The 18,114-nt window shown below is 70.3% G+C and carries 15 protein-coding genes; 6 read left to right on the top strand and 9 right to left on the bottom strand.

All coding sequences use genetic code 11. The features are described 5' to 3' along the window. Window positions 1-5 precede the first annotated feature (5 nt). Window positions 6-743, bottom strand: a complete 738-nt coding sequence (locus MUN33_RS07020) for a LuxR C-terminal-related transcriptional regulator (RefSeq protein WP_244804427.1) — start codon at window positions 741-743, stop codon at window positions 6-8. A gap of 62 nt (window positions 744-805) precedes the next feature. After that, complete coding sequence (locus MUN33_RS07025) at window positions 806-2,170, bottom strand: ATP-binding protein (RefSeq protein WP_244804191.1); 1,365 nt, start codon at window positions 2,168-2,170, stop codon at window positions 806-808. A gap of 183 nt (window positions 2,171-2,353) precedes the next feature. Between MUN33_RS07025 and MUN33_RS07030 the strand changes: the two genes are divergently transcribed. Beyond that, the gene (locus MUN33_RS07030) at window positions 2,354-3,649 is read left to right on the top strand and encodes a PspC domain-containing protein (protein ID WP_244804192.1); all 1,296 of its coding nucleotides are present in this window, start codon (window positions 2,354-2,356) and stop codon (window positions 3,647-3,649) included. Window positions 3,650-3,670: 21 nt separating this feature from the next. Here the strand turns inward: MUN33_RS07030 and citH are convergent, their stop codons facing one another. Beyond that, entirely contained in the window at window positions 3,671-5,113 is a 1,443-nt protein-coding gene (gene citH, locus MUN33_RS07035; protein WP_255806608.1) for a citrate transporter CitH, read from the bottom strand. Between the two features lie 158 nt (window positions 5,114-5,271). On the opposite strand from citH, the gene MUN33_RS07040 reads away from it, so the two are divergent. Together MUN33_RS07040 and MUN33_RS07045 are read left to right on the top strand one after the other, a co-directional pair. Continuing rightward, window positions 5,272-6,984 carry a sensor histidine kinase gene (locus tag MUN33_RS07040; protein WP_244804193.1) on the top strand — a complete coding sequence of 571 codons (1,713 nt, stop codon included), beginning with the start codon at window positions 5,272-5,274 and terminating at the stop codon, window positions 6,982-6,984. Then, the gene (locus MUN33_RS07045; protein WP_244804194.1) at window positions 6,981-7,673 is read left to right on the top strand and encodes a response regulator; all 693 of its coding nucleotides are present in this window, start codon (window positions 6,981-6,983) and stop codon (window positions 7,671-7,673) included. The genes MUN33_RS07040 and MUN33_RS07045 overlap by 4 nt, the downstream gene beginning before the upstream one ends. Before the next feature lie 64 nt (window positions 7,674-7,737). On the opposite strand, the gene MUN33_RS07050 is transcribed toward MUN33_RS07045, so the two are convergent. From MUN33_RS07050 to MUN33_RS07060, 3 genes are read right to left on the bottom strand one after another with little or no spacing between them, the layout of a single operon-like run. Beyond that, on the bottom strand, window positions 7,738-8,937 hold the full coding sequence (locus MUN33_RS07050; RefSeq protein WP_244804195.1) for an FAD-dependent oxidoreductase: 1,200 nt from the start codon (window positions 8,935-8,937) through the stop codon (window positions 7,738-7,740). Further along, window positions 8,934-9,341 (bottom strand): YccF domain-containing protein, encoded by a 408-nt coding sequence (locus MUN33_RS07055; protein ID WP_244804196.1) that lies wholly within the window; start codon window positions 9,339-9,341, stop codon window positions 8,934-8,936. The genes MUN33_RS07050 and MUN33_RS07055 overlap by 4 nt, the downstream gene beginning before the upstream one ends. A gap of 4 nt (window positions 9,342-9,345) precedes the next feature. Continuing rightward, the gene (locus tag MUN33_RS07060; RefSeq protein WP_244804197.1) at window positions 9,346-10,770 is read right to left on the bottom strand and encodes an MFS transporter; all 1,425 of its coding nucleotides are present in this window, start codon (window positions 10,768-10,770) and stop codon (window positions 9,346-9,348) included. A 123-nt stretch (window positions 10,771-10,893) separates the two neighbouring features. On the opposite strand from MUN33_RS07060, the gene MUN33_RS07065 reads away from it, so the two are divergent. Further along, on the top strand, window positions 10,894-11,610 hold the full coding sequence (locus MUN33_RS07065) for a hypothetical protein (RefSeq protein ID WP_244804198.1): 717 nt from the start codon (window positions 10,894-10,896) through the stop codon (window positions 11,608-11,610). Here the strand turns inward: MUN33_RS07065 and MUN33_RS07070 are convergent. Continuing rightward, a complete protein-coding gene (locus MUN33_RS07070; protein WP_244804199.1) occupies window positions 11,592-12,638 on the bottom strand; it encodes a bile acid:sodium symporter family protein in 1,047 nt (348 codons plus the stop codon). The two genes, MUN33_RS07065 and MUN33_RS07070, sit on opposite strands and share 19 nt — an antisense overlap. A gap of 239 nt (window positions 12,639-12,877) precedes the next feature. On the opposite strand from MUN33_RS07070, the gene MUN33_RS07075 reads away from it, so the two are divergent. Together MUN33_RS07075 and MUN33_RS07080 are read left to right on the top strand one after the other, a co-directional pair. Continuing rightward, window positions 12,878-14,695: an alkaline phosphatase D family protein gene (locus MUN33_RS07075; protein ID WP_244804200.1), complete on the top strand. Its 1,818-nt coding sequence runs from the start codon at window positions 12,878-12,880 to the stop codon at window positions 14,693-14,695. Between the two features lie 25 nt (window positions 14,696-14,720). Then, complete coding sequence (locus MUN33_RS07080; RefSeq protein ID WP_244804201.1) at window positions 14,721-15,452, top strand: DNA alkylation repair protein; 732 nt, start codon at window positions 14,721-14,723, stop codon at window positions 15,450-15,452. 9 nt (window positions 15,453-15,461) lie between these two features. Here MUN33_RS07080 and ulaA read toward each other — a convergent pair whose 3' ends face one another. Together ulaA and MUN33_RS07090 are read right to left on the bottom strand one after the other, a co-directional pair. Continuing rightward, entirely contained in the window at window positions 15,462-17,093 is a 1,632-nt protein-coding gene (ulaA, locus tag MUN33_RS07085; protein ID WP_244804202.1) for a PTS ascorbate transporter subunit IIC, read from the bottom strand. Between the two features lie 12 nt (window positions 17,094-17,105). Further along, window positions 17,106-17,957, bottom strand: a complete 852-nt coding sequence (locus MUN33_RS07090; RefSeq protein ID WP_244804203.1) for a PTS sugar transporter subunit IIAB — start codon at window positions 17,955-17,957, stop codon at window positions 17,106-17,108. Window positions 17,958-18,114 lie beyond the last annotated feature (157 nt).

The raw sequence follows: 18,114 nt of genomic DNA on the forward strand, positions 1-18,114 counted from the left end.
CACGTCTATCCCAGCCTGTTGTCGGACGCCCACCGTGACAGGGAGTGTCGGTTGGTCTGCTGGGTCTTGCGCAGCACGTTGGAGACGTGGGTCTCGACGGTCTTCACCGAGATGAACAGCCGCCCGGCCATCTCCCGGTAGGTGTAGCCGCGGGCGAGGAGCCGCAGCACCTCCTTCTCCCGTGGGGTGAGGGTCGACAGGACGGTCTGGTCGGCGTCGTCGGGCAGCGGGGCGGGTTCGGACGGTTCCGCCAGGTCCGTCGGCTCCGCCGGGGCAGTCTGCCCGGACCGGCCGGCGACGGCACCGGCCGGGGCCCCGTCGTCGGGCCCGGCGGTGAAGGCGTCGAGGACGTAGCCAGCCAACCGTGGGGAGAACACCGCGTCACCGGAGTGCACCCGCAGGATGCTGTCCACGAGTTCACCGCCGCCGATGTTCTTGGTCACGTAGCCCCGTGCACCGCCCCGGATCAGGGAGATCACGTCGGTGGGGTCGTCGGAGACACTCAGCCCGAGGAACCGGGGGACGGTCTCGTCCGGACCGTCCGGGGCCGTGGCGCCCCCGTCGGCCCGGAGTCGGCGCAGTACCTGCAGTCCGCCGCCGTCGGGCATGTGCACATCCAGCAGCACCACCTGGGGTGCGTGTTCGTGGATGCCGTCGACGGCGTCGCCGACGGAACCGGCTTCCCCGATGACGCGGACTTCGGGGCGGCCGTCCAACTCGGCACGTACCCCGGTCCGGAACATCGAGTGGTCGTCGACGAGGAAGACCGTCACCGGCCCGGTCGCCGGGGTCCTGTCTGGCTCGGTCACCGTGTCTGCCCTTTCGACGTCTGCGCTTTCAGCGTGAGGATCACCTCGGTGCCGAACTGGCCCGAGTCGATCTCCACGGTACCGCCGACGCGGGCCATCCGGTCCAGGATCGAGGCGCGCACCCCCTGACGGTCCTCGGGGATGTCCTCGACGCGGAAGCCGGGACCCCGGTCCCGGACGAACAGCTCGATCCCGTCGTCGCCGTTACCGTCGCTGTTACCGTCGCCGGCCTCGAGGTAGACGTTGATCTCCTGGCAGCCGGAGTGCTTGGCGGCGTTGACCATCGCCTCGCGGCCGGCGAGGAGCAAGGCAACCGAGGCGTCGTCGGTGTCGCGGTCCTCACCGACGATGACGGGGCGGATCTGCACGCCGAAGGTGTCCTCGACCTCGCCGCAGGCGACCCGGAGTGCGCCGAACAGGGTCTCGGTGCGCACGGACTCACCGGGGGCGAAGAGCCACTGGCGGAGCTGGCGTTCCTGGCTCCGCGCCATCTGCGCGATCTCGGGTTCAGCCGACTTCTTCTGGATCAGGGTCAGTGTCTGCAGGACGGAGTCGTGGATGCGCGCCGCGATCCGGGCCCGCTCCTCCTCGGCGGCGCGTTCGCGGGCGTTGGTGTTCGCCATCGACCACAGCCGCAGCCACAGCGGGATGAGCACCACGATGAAACCGGCGATCAACGCGACGGCGGCGATGAGGGCGGGGACCACCACTCCGCCGGACCCGCCGTCGGCCCCGGTCCCGCCGTCGGCGCGGACACCGAAGAGGGTGTAGCCGATACCGACGGCCAGCAGGACGACGCCGCCCACCAGGCTCGCCCACTGCAGTCCGCCGGGGACGCGCCGCAGCTGCTCCCGTCGGTCCGCCTGGCCGAGCCGTCCGTCAGTGCCCGTGGCCCCGGCCAGGGCGTTCGGGCCGAAGGTCCGCCACACCAGGAGCACGCCGCCGGCGAGCAGGATCACACTCACCGCGACCTGCGGTTGGATCGCGGCGCCGCCGATGAACAGGACGCACGCCAGGGCCACCAGCATCCGGTCCACCCCGGCCGCCGGACGGTTCACCAGGCCGGGGTCGAGGCCACGGTGGCGCACGGAGCGCTCGGCAGCGGCGTTCGAGGCGTCACCGGCGGTGTCGACGCGGGTGGTGAACACCCACAGGGCGCCGTAGGCGATGAGGCCGACGCCGGCGACGGTGCAGGCCAGAGCGAAGAACAGGCGTACCACCGTGAGACGGACACCCAGGTGCGCGGCGAGCCCGGTGCACACGCCGGCGACGACTTCTCCGTCGGCGACCCGGTACAGGTCGGGGGTGGGCGGACCGGGACGCCGTGCAGCGTGCCCGGCCGGAACGGGAAGAGGGGACATGGTTCCCAGACTGCCAGGGCCGGGGGCCTCAGGGTATCGGGGACCACCCTGAGATCGCACGGGCCCCGGAGACAGTCAGGGGCCGTAGGGGAGTGGGCGAGGAGTAGGACGACGCCAGGATCAGGGTCGATATCCGGGGCATCCCCGATGTGGTCGCAGGGGGTTCCGCGAAGAATGGGGTCCATGAGTTACGGCACACAGTCAACGACCCCGGGTGCTCCCCGGGGCAGCTTCGAATCCACCGTCCGCCGGATGTGGGACACCCGCCCCGTCCGCTTCCCGCGCAGTCAGTCGACCCGGTCCTGGTTCTTCGGCGTGTGCGAGGGCATCGCGGTGCGCTACCAGGTCTCGCCCCTGCTGGTCCGCCTGGTGTTCGTCCTCATGGCCTTCCTCGGCGGCGTCGGCCTGTGGGTCTACGGCATCGCCCTGTTGGTCATGAGGCGCTACACCGTCCCGCGGACTCCGCTGGAGGTGCTCGTGCGCGGCGAGCGTGACCCCCGCTTCGCCGACGACCGTTCCCTGGCTGTCGGGACCCTGGTCATCGGCGCGGTGTTCCTGGTCTTCGGTGGCATCCTCAGCGGCGGGATCACCCTGACCGGCATCGTGGTGTCCGCCGCGCTGACCGGTGTGGCCTGGTGGTTGCTCTACGAACGCCAGCCGGTGGCACCCGCCGGGTTGCTCGACCGCGACGACCACCGCGCCACAGCCCAGACGGCACCGACGGCCGCCACAACAGCTGCGGCACCGACGGCACCGTCAGCTCCGACGCCACCGTACGGTACCGCACCGGTCGAGGACGGCGCGCCGACGATCGACCTCGACGGTGTCGACGCCGCGCCGGGTTTCGAACCTCCCCGGACGCAGCCGCCGTCGTGGGACCCGCTGGGCACGGCACCGTTCGCCTGGGACCTGCCGGACCCCGGTGAGCCCACCGTGGACGAGGACGCCGGTCCCACCGGACCGAAGAAGAAGCGCCGCGGGGTCAAGGCCCTGGTCGTCGCGGCGGTGCTGGCGGTGGTCCTCGCACTCGTCGGTGGGGCGATCGTCCTGGCCGGGGTGCTGTTCCCCCGCTGGGGCGGCGTGACCTCCGAGGACGGGACGTCCACGTCCGGTACGTTCAGCAGCGGCACCCGGACCGTCCCGGTGGTGGACGGTGACCGCGACTACTCCTTCACCATGAGTTCGCCGACCCTCGACTTCACCGGGGCCACGGTGGAGCAGGACAGCAGGATCACCCTGTCGACGACCATGGGCTCGGTGGGCATGCTCTTCCCGGAGACCACCGACGGGCCGTCCTACCGGGTCAGGGTCAACTGCGAGTCGCTGACCATGAGCGAGGTCGACTGCGCGAGCTTCGACAACACGCTCGTGAAAAGCCGCGGTGACAATGCCGGCGACACCGGTCGGGACGCCGAGCACACGGTGACCGTGGACGTCAACGCCACGATGTCCGAGGTCCGGTTCGACCAGATCCGCTGACCGGGTGGTGTGCCGTGCCGGTCAGCCGACGTGGAACGGGATGGGGCCGACGAGGACACCGACGGCCAGCATTACCACCGACACCACGGCCGCCCGCCAGAGCACCTTGCGGTGGTGGGCGCCCAGCTCCACGTTGGCCAGGGAGACCAGGAGCAGGATCGCCGGGACCAGGGGGGACTGCATGTGGACGGGCTGTCCGGTGATCGACGCCTGGGCCATCTGCACCGGCTCGATGCCGAAGTGCGAGGCGCTCTCGGCGAGGACGGGGAGGATGCCGAAGTAGAAGGCGTCGTTGGACATGAAGAAGGTCATCGGCATCGACAGCAGACCGGTGATCGGCGCCAGGTACCCGCCGAGGGAGTCCGGGATGACCGAGGTGATCCACTCCGCCATGGCCGTGACCATGCCGGTACCGTCCAGCACACCGACGAGGACGCCGGCGGCGAGCACCATGCCGACCACGGCGACGATGGAGCTGGAGTGCGCGACCATCTCGTTGGCCTGGTCCTTCAGCCGCGGGAAGTTCACGGTGAGGGCGACGGCGGCACCCACCATGAAGACGAAGGCGAGGGGGAAGATATCGGCGACCAGCAGCACCATCACAGCGACGGTGAGCGCGAGGTTGAACCACAGCAGTTTCGGCCGCAGCGACGCCCGGTCCGGGTCGAGCATCGTGTCCGCCATCGACGTCTGCACAGCCTGCGCCGTGGACTCGGTGGTCGCGGGGGCCTCGTTGGGTGCGGTGGCCGGCCCGCCCATCCCGGTCAGGTGGGAGGTCTCGATCCGTCCGAGGCGCTTACGCTCGGCCTGGCCCAGGAGCCAGGCGAAGATGAAGCAGATCACCAGGCCGGCACCCAGTGACGGCAGCATCGGGACGAACACCTCGGACGGTTCGACGCCCAGCGCGGCGGCGGCGCGCACGGTCGGCCCACCCCACGGCACGATGTTCATGGTGCCGTTGATCAGGCCGGCCACGCAGGTCAGGACCACCGGGCTCATGCCCAGGCGGAGGTACAGCGGCAGCATCGCCGAGGTGGTGATGATGAAGGTCGTCGAACCGTCGCCGTCGAGGGAGACGACACCGGCGAGGACGGCGGTGCCGACGACGACCTTCGCCGGGTCGTTGCCGAGGATGCGGGTGATCCAGCTGATCAGGGGGTCGAAGAGCCCGACGTTGATCATGATCCCGAAGTACATGATCGCGAACATGAGCAGCGCGGCGGTCGGCGCCATGTCCTTGATGGCGTCGAGGACCATGTCGCCGATTCCGAGACCTGCGCCGCCGATCAGGCCGAAGACGGTGGGGACGAGGATCAGCGCCAGCATCGGCGTCATGCGGCTGGTCATGATCAGCGCCATGAACGTGAGGATCATGAGGAACCCGAGGGCGACGAGGATCCCGTCGGACGGGGTGTGGCTCAGGTTGTAGTCTGCCGCCAGCAGCAGAGTGTCTGCGGTGGTCATCGCATCTCCTTCAGGTGTGTCTGACCGGACAGGGAGAGGATAAAGTGACCGGAGACACAGCGGGGGGCTTGTGTGCGTTGGGCCATCTTCTATGCAATCAATGACTTGTGCGCATTGTGCTCACCGGTGGTGCGGAGGCGTGCCGTACACTTCCCGACGTGCGTTTCTCAACGAGGGTCCTCCTCCTCCAGGTGCTGACGGTCGTCGCCGTCGTGGCGGTGTGCTCCGGCATCTTCGCCTGGCTGTCGGTCGAGAGGCTCAAGCAGGAGGCCATGCACTCGGCCGTCGCCATCGCACGGTCGGTGGCCGAGGACCCCCAGGTCCGGGCCGGGGTGCCGGCGGGAGCCCCCGCACCGGATCTGGAGGATCTCGCCGCGGGAGTGGAGGCCCGGACCGGTGCCCTGTTCGTGGTGATCACCGACGCCGACGGTATCCGCCTGGCGCACCCGGACCCGGAACGCATCGGCGAGCAGGTCAGCACCGACCACGAGGCCGCGCTGCGCGGCGAGGAGGTCACCGCCTGGGAGACCGGGACGCTCGGCCACTCCGCCCGGGCGAAGGTCCCGGTCTACGCCGCCGACGACTCGGTCAGGGACGTCTCCGACAGCCGGCCGGTCGGCGAGGTCAGTGTGGGGTTCCGTCGTGCCAGCGTGTTCGACGACCTGCCCCTGGTCATGGTCGGCGTGGGGACGGCGGGGTCCGCCGCACTGCTCATCGGGGTGGTCGCCAGCCTGTTGACCACACGGCGGTGGGAACGGCTGACGCTGGGGCTGCAGCCCGAGGACCTCGTCGAGCTGGTCCGCCACCACGCCGCGGTTTTGGACGGGGTCGAGGACGGCGTGCTGTCGGTGAACCCAGACGGCGAGATCGAGGTGGTCAACGAAGTCGCGTCGCGGCTCTTCGGGCTCGGCGACCGGGGTGGCGACCGGGGTGGCGACCGGGACGGTGACAGGGTGCAGGGCCTCACTGTGCGGGACCTGGGGCTGCCGGCGCGTGTCGTCGACGGGCTCGACGGCTCCTTCGACAATGTCGTGGTCGGCGGCCGCGTCCTTTACCTGGACGCACGCCCGGTCACCCGCGCCGGGCACCATCTCGGTACCGTGGTCGTCGTCCGGGACCGGACGGACCTGACCGCCCTGACCCGCAGGCTCGGCACCGTGCAGGCACTGGGGGAGACCCTGCGGGTGCAGCGCCACGAGTTCGCCAACCGCATCCACACCGCCTCGGGGCTGCTCGACGCCGGACGGGTGGACGACGCCCGTGCCTTCCTCCAGGACATGGCGGACCGAGGCCCGGTGGACTTCCCGTTGCAGGGCGCGGAGCTGCTCGGTGAGCCGTTCCTGCAGTCGTTCCTGGGCGGCAAGGCCATGGAGGCCAGCGAACGTGGGGTCGGTCTGAGGATCAGCGAGGAGACCCTGGTGCTGGACGTCCTCGACGGCCCCGGAGCGGTGGAGGATGTCGCCACGGTGCTGGGTAACCTGGTGGACAACGCGGTCACCGCGGCCCTGTCCGTCCGCGACGGCGACCGGTGGGTCGAGGTCACCGCGATGCAGGACGGCGGCGCCCTGACCCTGGTCGTGGCGGATTCCGGCAACGGACTGGACGGCGCCACGGAGCAGGAACGGCAGCAGGACCGGGGACAGGACCGGGGACACGGACCGGACAGCGGTACCGGGGACAGGGTCCACGGTTACGGCATCGGCCTCACCCTCACCCGGGAGCTGGTGGACCGGCGTGGCGGCGCACTCTGGGTCATCGAACGGGGAGGCGCGTCCCCGGGGCACGGAGCGGTGTTCGGGGTCCGGCTCCCCGGGGTGTTCACGGCAGGTACCGACGGCGCACCGACACGAGAAGGCGAGGAACGGCCATGACAGCGAGGACGACGACCACGTCCACCCACCGGGACCTGCAGGTCCTGGTCGTCGACGACGACTTCCGGGTCGCCTCGATCCACGCCGACATCGTCGCCGGGGTGGACGGGTTCGAGGTGCAGGCGACGGTGGGAACGTGCGCCGAGGCGCGGGCGGAGCTCGCCACACGCCCGCCGGACCTCGTCCTCGCCGACGTCTACCTGCCGGACGGCGACGGTATCGAGTTGGTGCGAGGAAGTTCGACGGACGCGTTCGTCCTGTCCGCTGCGGTGGAGGCGGCCACCGTCCGTCGTGCACTGACGGCCGGGGTCCACGCGTACCTGGTCAAACCATTCACCCGGCAGTCGCTGGTGGAGCGGCTGGACCGGTTCCTGCGGTTCCGGAGGATCACCGGCACACCGCACCCGATGAAGCAGGAGGAGATCGACCGGGCGCTGGCGGCGATGCACGGGACCTCCCAGCCGGTGACGGCGGCGGGGAACAGCACCGAGGACCTGGTCCTCGGTGCGTTGGGGACGGGGGAGAGGTCCGCGACGGAGGTCGCCGAGCTCACCGGGGTCTCGCGGGCGACGGCGCAGCGCCGGTTGTCGGCGTTGGCGGGACGTGGTGTGGTGACCGTGCGGTTGCGTTACGGCAGCTCCGGGCGTCCGGAGCACCTGTACGCCCGGTCCACCGGTGTGGGGTGGTGAGCGGACGGGGGATGCCGGGGTCTGTGCCCCGGGGTCTGTTCCCGGGGGCCTGTGCCCGGGGGGTCTACGCCCGGGCGCGGAAGCGGTCGGGTACCTCGGCCCGGCCGGTGGCGAGTCGAGCAGCCATCGACCCGATGAGCGGGGCGAATTTGGCGCCGTGTCCGGAGCACGGTGAGACCACCGTGACAGCCTCGGCGGTGTCGACGAGGAAGTCGTCGTCGGGCAGGGTGGTGAACAGGCACGTCGTCTCCGCGAACGGTTCGGGGACGAGTCCCGGGAGATACCGGCGGACATACTCGACGACCCTGGCACGGTTGGCCGGGTCGATCCGGCCGTCCTGGAGGGACGCCGAGGGCATCGCCCGTCCGCCGTTGAACTCCGCGACCTTCTGCCCACGGTGTCCCGCGTCGCGACCGCCGGGAAGGGTGTAGACCTGCATCTCCTCGCGGAGGTGGATGGTCGTCGGCCAGCTGGTGGAGGAGCCATCCGGCGTGGCTCCGCAGTCGGCCTCGTCCCGGTAGGGGAAGTGGTAGGCGTACTCCTGGCTCACCCGTGCGCGCGGCAGCCGGGCACGGAACCCCTCGGGCAGGTCGGTGTGTGCCAGGAGGTCGTTGACCCACCCGCCGGCACAGACCACGACATGTCCGGCCTCGAGGACCTCCCCTGTCGTCGAGGTGACCGTGTATCCGGTCCGCGACCCGCCGCGGCGGCGCACACTGGCGGCCTCCCAGCGGTCCAGGACGACCGCGCCGCCGCGGCGCGCCTCGGCGGCCTGGGCGTGGACCGTCGACTCGGCGTCGATCACCCCGGCCCCCGGGTGCCAGAGCACCGGCCGGTTCCCGTCGGTCGCGGTGGCGGTACCGGTGGCGGCCCCGGTGTCGAAGGTCATGTGCGGCCAGCGTGCGGCGGCGTCCGCGGGGCTCAGGAGTTCATGCTCCACCCCGGCGTCGTCGAGTACCCGGGCCAGGTGCACCGGGTCTCGCAGTGAGCCGTGGTCGACCGCGCCGGAGGGGGTGATGAGCCTGTGACCGCTGCGCTTCTCGAGGTCGTCCCACATCGCCGCGGCCTCCACCACCAGCCGTGTGTACAGCGGGTCCGGGTAGGGGTACCGGAAGATCCGGGCGGAACCGTGGGAGCTGCCGTGGGCGGACGCCGGGACATCGCGGTCGACGAGGACCACCGACCGGCCCAGGTCAGCCAGTTCCCGGGCCACGGCCGTACCGGTCAGGCCGGCGCCGATGACGAGGTAGTCGGTCTGCGTCATGGGGCCGGGACGACCTGTGCCGAGGCGTCGGGGACGATCGTCTTGCCGAAGGGGAAGCAGGTCACGGGGATCATCTTCAGGTTCGCCCAGGCGAGGGGGAGTCCGATGATCGTGATCGCCTGGACGGCGGCGGTGACGATGTGCCCGAGGGCCAGCCACAGACCGGCGACCAGGAACCACACGACGTTCATCAGTCCGGAGCCGACCCCGGCACCGGACTTGCGGACCACGGTGCGGCCGAACGGCCACAGGGCGTAGCTGGCCATCCGGAACGACGCCACGCCCGCGGGGATGGTGATGATGAAGATGCAGGCGACGACACCGAAGACGAGGTAGCCGAGCGACAACCAGATTCCGCCGGTGATCAGCCAGAGGATGTTGAGGACAACGCGGAGGAGCTTCATCCCACTATCGTAAGGCACCGGCCTGCCCGTCGTCCTCCGGCTGCCTTCGCTGCCTCGGTAGTGTCCACGCGGCCACGAGCAGCAGCAGGGCGGCGCCGACGACGCCGTAGAACACGCCGGTCGTGGCGTCGACCACCGTGGCGGGGTCCGTCGCACCGTCGCCGTCGCCGATGACGGCGTTGGAGATCGTGCCGTACACCGCGACGGCGACGGCGCTGCCGGCGGAGCGGGCGAACATCGTGAGCCCGGTGACCTCGGCACGTTCCGACCAGCCGACGGAGGACTGCGCGGCCACCACGTTCGGCGCGGCGGTGAACCCGAGGCCTGCACCGAGCACCAGGGCCACGGCGACGATGAGCCAGATGTTCCGCTGTCCCACCACCAGGAGCAGCAGGACCGCCCCGACCATCACGATCGAGGATCCGAGGGTGATGGAGGCGCGGAACCCGTGGGGTACGTAGATCCGTCCGGCATTGGCGCTGGCCAGTGGCCAGGCGATGGTCAGCGCGGCGACGGCGATCCCGGCGGCCACCGGCGTGGCGCCGGCGGCCCGTTCCAGGTAGGTGGGCACGAAGCTGGTGAGTCCCAGGACGATGCCGCCGATCGCCGCCGAGATCAGCACGGCGTGCACGATCAGCCGGCGGGAGAGCAGGCGCAGGTTGACCACGGGTTCGGCGGCGTGGCGTTCGATGAACACGAACAGCACCAGTGCGGCGGCCCCGCCGAGGAAACACACCAGCGACGCCGTGGAGTTCCACGCCCATGCCTCGCCGCCCTCCAGCAGCCCGAGCAGCAGCAGTGTCAGGGCGAGGGTGAGCACCAGTGCGCCTTCGACGTCGATGCGGTGCCGTGTCCTCTCCACCTGCTCGTGGAAGTTGCGCCAGACCATCGTGGCGGCGAGCAGCCCCAGGGGGACGTTGAGCACGAAGATCCAGCGCCATGAGACGTACTGGGAGAAGAGCCCGCCGATCAGCGGGCCGAACATCGATGAGAGCGCCCAGACACTGGCCAGGTATCCCTGGACCTTCGCCCGCTCACGCACGGTGTAGATGTCGCCGGCGATCGTCTGGCCCATCGGTTGCACGGCGCCGGCGCCGATGCCCTGGACGATCCGGCAGAGGATGAGGACGGTCATGCTGGGGGCGAGAACCGCCAGGGCGGAACCGAGGACGAACACGCCGATGCCGGTGAGGATCACCGGTTTGCGGCCGTAGGTGTCGGCGAGCCGGGAGAACACGGGGACCGTCACGGCCTGGGCCAGCAGGTAGCCGGAGAACAGCCAGGGGTAGCGGGAGAACTCGCCGAGGTCGGCGACGATGCTCGGTACCGCCGTGGCCAGCACGGTGGCGTCCACCGCCATGAGGGCGGACGACAGCATGATCGCTATGAGGACGGGGCCGCGACGGTCCCGGAAGACTGACATCGCCATTTACGCCATGGTAGCGAAGCCGACCGTGGGCCCGACGTGGGGGATGTCCGTCGTCCTGTAGCGCTGCACCGTACGGGTGTGGCACGGTGGTGGTGACACTGCTGTGAACTACAGATACTGGAGATGAGCCCTGTGCGTGATGTGACCGGAATCCGACGAGGCGCGTTCCTTCCCGCGGCGGGGCTCGCCGTCGTGACCGCCGCCGGCCTGGTCCTGGCCGGGTGTTCCGACGACGGGGCAGGGGTCGACGAGGCACAGGGCTCCGGGGCGGCGGTCAGCGCCGACCCGGGCGAGGCCGCCGTCTCCTCCACCATGTCGGACCAGGCCGCGGAGTCGTCGGCGGCCGGGCCCACGGACGGCGATGCGCCGCAGCCGACGCCCGCCGGTGAGCCTGCAGATGAGCCCGCCGGGGACGGTGCACCGGCCCCCGCGCCGAAGGCGACGCCGGGTGGGGACGTGGCGCCGCCGAACCAGGTGGCGATGGCCGACTACACCGTCCCCCTCAACGGCCAGGACTCGATGATCTGCATGTTCCGCGACAGCCAGGAGACCGACGGCTTCGACTGGGGCTGCCAGGCAGAGAACTTCCACGCCGGGTGGGACGCCACCCGCGGCGGGGACGCCAACGGTGTGGCGTACCGCGCCGGCGGTGACCCCGCGCTGTACGCGCTGCTCGGCAATGCGGCCGGCATCAACCGCGCCGGAGCTCTCGAGGACGGGGCCGTCACCGGTGTCGGTGACCGGTTCGTGGTGGACCTGACCCAGCCGGACGCCGCCCTGATCACCGCGGACGGCGTCACCACCCGCGTCACCGCGGACAGCTACGAGATCGTCGGCTGAGACGTCGACCCGGTGTCGGCTGCCGGTGCGGCACCGGTCGACGTGGAGGATGCGGAGTCGGTGGAGCCGGTGGCGGCAGGGGCGATCGGACGGCGGCGGGCCAGCGCGGCGTAGACGGAGCCGGTGATGTTGTGCATCACCGCGGCGACGGCGCCGGGCAGCGCGGCTTCGGGGGAGAAGAAGCGTCCCGCCATGCCGGAGGCGAGTCCGGCGGACTGGGTTCCGATCTCCACCGCCATGGTTCGGTTGACCGGCTCCGGCAGGCGGAAGAGTCGGCCGGTGAGGTACCCGAGGATGTAGCCGCAGACGTTGTGGAGGAGCACGGCGGCGAAGACGATGAGTCCGACCTCGGCCAGGCGGTCGGCGTTGTTCGCCACCGCGGGGAAGACCACGCCGCCGATGCCGACGATGGACAGCCAGGGCAGCACCGGGGAGATCCGGTCGACCCACCGGTTGAGCACCGTACGGACCACGAGGCCGCCGACGACCGGCAGCAGGACGGTCTGCACCAGGCTCAGCGCCATGCCGGCGCCGTCGACCCCGGTGCGGGTGTCGGCGAGCAGCAGCATCAGTGCCGGGGTCATGATCGGGGAGACCAGGGTGGAGACGCTGGTCATCGCCACAGACACCGCGACGTCACCTTTGGCGAGGTAGGCGATCACGTTGGAGGCGGTCCCGCCGGGGACGGAGCCGAGCATCAGCAGGCCGACGGCGAGTGCGGAGTTGAGCCCCAGGACCTTGGCGACGAGGATCGCCAGCAGCGGCATGACGACGAACTGTGCCACGACGCCGACGATCACCGGGGTGGGACGCTTGGCGATCACGGTGAAGTCCGGGACGGTCAACGTCAGGCCCATGCTGAACATGATGACCATGAGGAAGAGGTTGATGTGGTCTGTCAGCGGGATGAACGGTTCCGGTGCGATGAACGCGACGACGGTGCCGGCGAGGATGAACAGGGGGAAGGCGGTGACCGCGACGGCTGCTGAACGGTCCACCGTTGCGGTGCGGGGTTCGTGGTTCCTCATGGCTCCCGAATCTAACGGCACCCGGTGCAATTTCCCAAAATATGGGTGCATTTGTCTCGCATCATGGGATATTGCCTGGATGTCGGGTCTGAACCCGTGGTGAACAATCGGGAAACGCTGACAGAAATACATCAGTTTGATCAGTGGGCGCGCCGGAGGCCCGCTACTCTGTATCTCCGGTGGGAGTGCCGGAGGAAATCCGGTGCGCCGGATAAGAGACGGAGAAGGACGCTGTGCCGATGAGGCCGAAAGACATGACACCGACCGACATCCCCGCGCGGGCCGCCGGAGGTGTCTCACGACGTCGTTTCCTCGGTGGTGCGGTGACGGTGGGCGCGGGTGCCGCCCTGGGTGGCCTGGCCGCAGGGACCGTCGGCACCGCCGCCGCCGGTGTGGCCGCCCCTGATCCCGGGGACGGCCCGGGTGGCGACGCGTTCCTGCACTCGGTCGCCTCCGGGGACCCGTGGCCCGACAGTGTGGTCATCTGGACCCGCGTCACCCCTGTCCCGCAGGCGACGCCGGGGTCCGGGCTGGGTGAACCGACCCGGGTGCGCTGGGAGGTGTCCACCGACCCCGGGTTCGCCGCGGTCGCCGCCGGAGGGGAACTGACCACCGGTCCCGAGCGCGACCACACCGTGAAGGTCAACGTCACCGGCCTGTCACCGGCGACCACCTACCACTACCGGTTCACGGTGCTCGACGGGCCGGCGGCCGGGGCGGTGTCCCGTACCGGCCGGACCCGCACCACCCCGGCGGAGGACACCGCCCCGGAACACCTGCGTTTCGGGGTGTGCTCCTGTTCGAACTACGAGGCCGGCTACTTCCGGGCGTACCGGGAGCTCGCCGACCGCGACGACGTGGAGTTCGTCCTGCACCTGGGCGACTACACCTACGAGTACGCCACCGGCGAGTACGGCGCGGCGTACAGCACCACCGTGCGTCGGGCGGAGCCGGCGCACCGGACGACCACCCTGGACGACTACCGCGTGCGGCAGGGGCACTACCGCCGTGACCCCGACCTGGCGGACCTGCACGCCGCCAAGCCCATGATCTGCATCTGGGACGACCACGAGTTCTTCGACAACGCCTGGCGTGACGGGGCCACCGGGGACTCCGAGTACGGCGGGCCGGCGGAGTACGCCGCGGTGCGGCAGGCGGCGACCCGGGCGTACTACGAGTGGATGCCCGTCCGTGCCGGTGAGGGCTTCGGCACGGACGACAGCCGTCACCTCTACCGCCACCTGCGCTACGGCACGCTGGCCGAGATCATCCTGCCCGACCTGCGCACCTACCGGGACATCGAGGCCTCGCTGTTCAATTCCGCCGCCGAGGGGCGCACGATGATGGGGCAGAACCAGTTCGACTGGTTCGCCAACGTCATGGCGACGTCCTCCACCACCTGGCAACTGGTGGGTAACTCGGTGATGTTCTCCCCGATGACGCTGCCGCACTCCCTGGACCCGCGGCTGCACGACTGGCTGGTCGACACCGTCGACCTGCCGGCCGAGGGTTTCGCCCTGAACCCCGACCAGTGGGACGGGTACATGGCGGAGCGGCAACGCGTCGTGGACCTGATCATGGACAGCCGGACCAGCCCGGACCGCCGGGACATGAACGTCGTCTTCCTCACCGGCGACATCCACTCCTCGTGGGCCTCGGACGTGCCCGCCAAGGCGGGCGAGTACCGGCTGGGCAGGGACAGGACGGTGGCCGCGGCGGAGTTCGTCGTGCCGTCGGTGACCGCCGCCAGCGCCTTCGACTCCATCGCCCCGGCGCCAGCCGCCGCACCCGCGGTCCGGGAGGTGCTGAAGGTGGGCGAGCGGCTGCTCACCGAAGCCGACCCGTGGTACAAGTACGTCGACCTGAGCCGGCACGGCACCATGGTGGTCGACGTGGACGCGACGCGGACGCAGGTGGACTGGTACCACGGCGAGGTCCTCGGCAGGACCGAGCCGCTCACCTACACCACCAGTTGGCGCACCACCGCCGGTGACCCGGGGGCACGTCCGGCCGGCGGGCAGCTCGACCGGTCGCGTGCCGTGTACTCCGCCGGGTGAGCGGGCCGGCGAATAGGATGGGGGCATGAGTGACGAGACACGTGCCCCTGCCGATTCCGCCGATTCTGCCGAGGCGGTCGGTGCCGTCCGGGACGCGTTGTCACGGCTGGCTGACCCGGGCATCCTGGCGGTCAACCAGAGTCACGGCGACGACCACGCGGTCAACCTGACGAAGCTCCGCGAGGTCGCCAAACAGGCCGGGACCGGCCGTCGCCCCGCGGCGAAGCACGAGCTCGGCCAGGCGTTGTGGGCGACCGGGGACTCCGCGTGCAGGCTCGTCGCCACCCTGCTGCTGCGTCCGAAGCAGCTGGACGCCGACACCCTGGACACCATGTTGCGCGAGGCAGGGAGCCCGAAGGTCCACGGCTGGCTGATGAGCTACGTGGTGACGAAGAGCGGAAGCGTCGACGAGCTCCGCGGGCGGTGGTTCACCGACCCCGACCCCGTGGTCGCCTCGGCAGGGTGGGCCCTGACCACCGGGCGGCTGGTGGCGCGTCCCGGTGAGGTGGACCCGGCGGAGGTGGCGGAATTGCTCGACACCATCGAGGCCACCATGGTGGACAGCGCGGAGCGCCTGCAGTGGGCACAGAACGAGTGCCTCGCCCAGATCGGCATCAACTACCCGGGGTTCCGGGCCCGCGCGGTGTCGATCGGGGAGCGGCTCGGTGTGCTGAAGGACTACCCGACACCGAAGAACTGCACGTCCCCGTACGCCCCGGCGTGGATCGCCGAGATGGTGTCCCGCCGGGAGTCGTAGCACCGCCGGTCAGGACTCCGGCGGCGGGGGCGGTACCGGGGCGCCCTTGGGCGGCGCGATCCGCGGGTAGGACGACGCCGCTGCCGCAGCGGTGGCCGCGTCCTCCTGCGATGCCGTGGCGTCGGTGGCGTCGGTGGCGTCGGTGTCGTTGGTGGCGTCGGTGGTGCCGGACGGTGCACCGTCGCCGACCCAGCTGCCTGCGGAGCGGCCGGGGGCGGCGTCCCACCGGCCGTCGACCAGCTTCTTCTGGACCACCAGCGCGCCGACGAGAACCGCGGCCGCCACGGCGACGATGACCACCAGACCCCACACCCCGGCGGGTGCGTTGCCGATGAGCAGACCGAACCAGCCGAAGTCGGCGTCACCGAAGGTGGTGTTCTCGCCGGAGAGGTCTCCGAGGGCGTTGATGAGGAACGCCGGCAGGATCGTGATGATCACACCGTTGGTGAAGGCGCCGATGACGGCACCGCGCCGACCACCGGTGGCGTTGCCGTAGACGCCGGCGGCGCCACCGGTGAAGAAGTGGGGCACCAGGCCAGGCAGGATCAGCGCGGCGCCGAAGGCCGGGTTCAGCCACGCCGACAGGACCACCAGGGCGACGAGTCCGCCGGAGAAGCTGGAGATGAACCCGATCAGCACGGCGTTCTGGGCATAGGGGAACACGATCGGGGCGTCCAGGGCCGGGATGGCGCCGGGGACGACCTTGGCGGCGATACCCTGGAAGGCGGGGACCAGCTCGCCGAGGATGGTGCGGACACCGAAGAGGATGACGGCCACGGCGACGCCGAACTGCAGACCCTGCGTCACGGCCTGCATCAGGTAGTTGCCCATGTCGGTGGCGACGGAGTCCTCACCGAACGCGGCGAAGGCCTCGTCCTGACCGGCACGGACCACGTACAGGATCGCCAGCACCAGGTACATCAGCACCATCGACAGGGCAGTGGCGACCATGGAGTCGCGCAGGAAGCGGAGACCCTCGGGGACCTTGACGTCCTCGGTGGAGGTGGACGCCTTCGCGCCCTTCCCGCCGACGGCCTTTCCGACCGCACCGGCGGCGATGTAGCCCGCGGTACCGAAGTGCCCGATCGCCACGGAGTCGTCGCCGGTGATCTTCCGGGTCCAGGGGTGCGCCAGTGCCGGCAGCGAGACCATGAGCACGCCGAGCAGGACGGCACCGAGGCCGACGACGATCCAGTCGGCGTAGTCCGCGGTGACCAGGATGATGGTGATCATCGTCGCCATGAAGAGCACATGGTGCCCGGTCAGGAAGACGTACCGCAGCGGGGTGAACCGTGCGAGCAGGAGGCTGACGACGTAGCCGAGGATCATCAGCCAGGCGACCTGGGAGCCGAACTCCTCCTGGGCGATGCCGGCGATGGCCTCGTTGGTGGGGACGACGCCGTGCATGCCGGTCGCCCCTTCGATCATGGTCCCCAACGGGTCGAGGGAGGCGGTGACCAGAGTGGCACCGGCGCCGATGAGCAGGAAGCCCAGGATCGCCTTGATCGCGCCACCGGCGACCTGCCCGGCGCTGCGACGCATGGCGACCAGGCCGATGGCGGTGAAGATACCGATGAGGAACGCCGGGACGGCGAGGATCTCGTTGACGAGGAACTGCGGGACGGCGAGTAACCAGTCCATGGTGGATCTCCTTTACAGTGCGTACAGTGTGCGGAGCACTGCATCGACGGCGCGGGCGCTGGTGAAGTTCTCGACGACCCGCACCGGGACACCGGGGTCGCCGAGGGTCTTGGCGATCTCCCCGGAGGTGAGGATGAAGTCGGCGTCCTTCGCCTTGCCTTTCGCGGAGATGGTGTCCGTGGCCTCCACCGAGACCAGCGCGTCCCACCCCCACCGCTTGAGGACGTCTTCGGTGGTGTTCTTCAGGAACAGGCTGGTGCCCAGCCCGTTGCCGCACACCGTGAGGATGTGGTCGCGGGAGTTGCCGCCGGGGTAGCGGCCACCGTCCGCCGTCGATGACGACACCTCGGCCGCCGTGCCGGCACCGGTCGTGTCGGTGCTGCTGGTGCTGTCGGTGCTGTCAGTGCTGCCGCCGTCGCGCCCGTCGAGGATCGTGAGGACCTCCGCCGGGCTATGGGCGGTGTCGAGTGCGTGACGCGTGGCCCTCTTACCGATGACCTTGGCCAGTTGCGCCATCGCACGGGTGTGGGTCGTCGCGTCGGTGGCGGCCAACGCCACCACGAGGTCGACGGGGTCGTTCCTGTCGTGACCGAACTCGACGGGCCGGGCCAGACGGACCCAGCTCATCGCCGTCTCGTGCACCGCCTCGCTGGGGCGGGCGTGGGCGAAGGCGAATCCGGGGGCGACGACGATGTACGGGCCGTTGTCGACCACGGAGTCGACCATCGCCCGGGTGTAGGCGTGGTCGACGGACCCGGTGTCCTCCAGCAGTGTCCCGGCACGGGTGACGGCTGACCGCCAGTCGTCGGCGTCGGCGTCGAGGGCTATCCGGTTCTCGGACAGCAGGGATGTGAGAGTGCTCATGGGGTCATCCTATCGGTGGGAAACAGTCCTGGACACCACCATCTCGTGGCCCCGGGTCGAACGGATGTCCGACCCGGGGCGGCCGGGGTCCCGGTCCTGTCCGGGTCGTGTCCGGGGCGTGTCGTAGTCTCGACAGGACAACACCGTTCGAGGAGGA

The sequence above is a fragment of the Corynebacterium kalidii genome, from assembly GCF_022869005.1.
Lineage (GTDB): Bacteria > Actinomycetota > Actinomycetes > Mycobacteriales > Mycobacteriaceae > Corynebacterium > Corynebacterium kalidii.

Bases quoted from the DNA above. Each gene is read 5' to 3' on its own strand.
- MUN33_RS07055 (WP_244804196.1), bottom strand. From the start codon at position 9,341: ATGAAGCTCCTCCGCGTTGTCCTCAACATCCTCTGGCTGATCACCGGC.
- MUN33_RS07060 (WP_244804197.1), bottom strand. From the start codon at position 10,770: ATGGCGATGTCAGTCTTCCGGGACCGTCGCGGCCCCGTCCTCATAGCG.
- MUN33_RS07030 (WP_244804192.1), top strand. From the start codon at position 2,354: ATGAGTTACGGCACACAGTCAACGACCCCGGGTGCTCCCCGGGGCAGC.
- ulaA (WP_244804202.1), bottom strand. From the start codon at position 17,093: ATGGACTGGTTACTCGCCGTCCCGCAGTTCCTCGTCAACGAGATCCTC.
- MUN33_RS07075 (WP_244804200.1), top strand. From the start codon at position 12,878: ATGAGGCCGAAAGACATGACACCGACCGACATCCCCGCGCGGGCCGCC.
- MUN33_RS07090 (WP_244804203.1), bottom strand. From the start codon at position 17,957: ATGAGCACTCTCACATCCCTGCTGTCCGAGAACCGGATAGCCCTCGAC.
- MUN33_RS07025 (WP_244804191.1), bottom strand. From the start codon at position 2,170: ATGTCCCCTCTTCCCGTTCCGGCCGGGCACGCTGCACGGCGTCCCGGT.
- MUN33_RS07045 (WP_244804194.1), top strand. From the start codon at position 6,981: ATGACAGCGAGGACGACGACCACGTCCACCCACCGGGACCTGCAGGTC.
- citH (WP_255806608.1), bottom strand. From the start codon at position 5,113: ATGACCACCGCAGACACTCTGCTGCTGGCGGCAGACTACAACCTGAGC.
- MUN33_RS07050 (WP_244804195.1), bottom strand. From the start codon at position 8,937: ATGACGCAGACCGACTACCTCGTCATCGGCGCCGGCCTGACCGGTACG.
- MUN33_RS07065 (WP_244804198.1), top strand. From the start codon at position 10,894: ATGAGCCCTGTGCGTGATGTGACCGGAATCCGACGAGGCGCGTTCCTT.
- MUN33_RS07070 (WP_244804199.1), bottom strand. From the start codon at position 12,638: ATGAGGAACCACGAACCCCGCACCGCAACGGTGGACCGTTCAGCAGCC.
- MUN33_RS07080 (WP_244804201.1), top strand. From the start codon at position 14,721: ATGAGTGACGAGACACGTGCCCCTGCCGATTCCGCCGATTCTGCCGAG.
- MUN33_RS07020 (WP_244804427.1), bottom strand. From the start codon at position 743: ATGTTCCGGACCGGGGTACGTGCCGAGTTGGACGGCCGCCCCGAAGTC.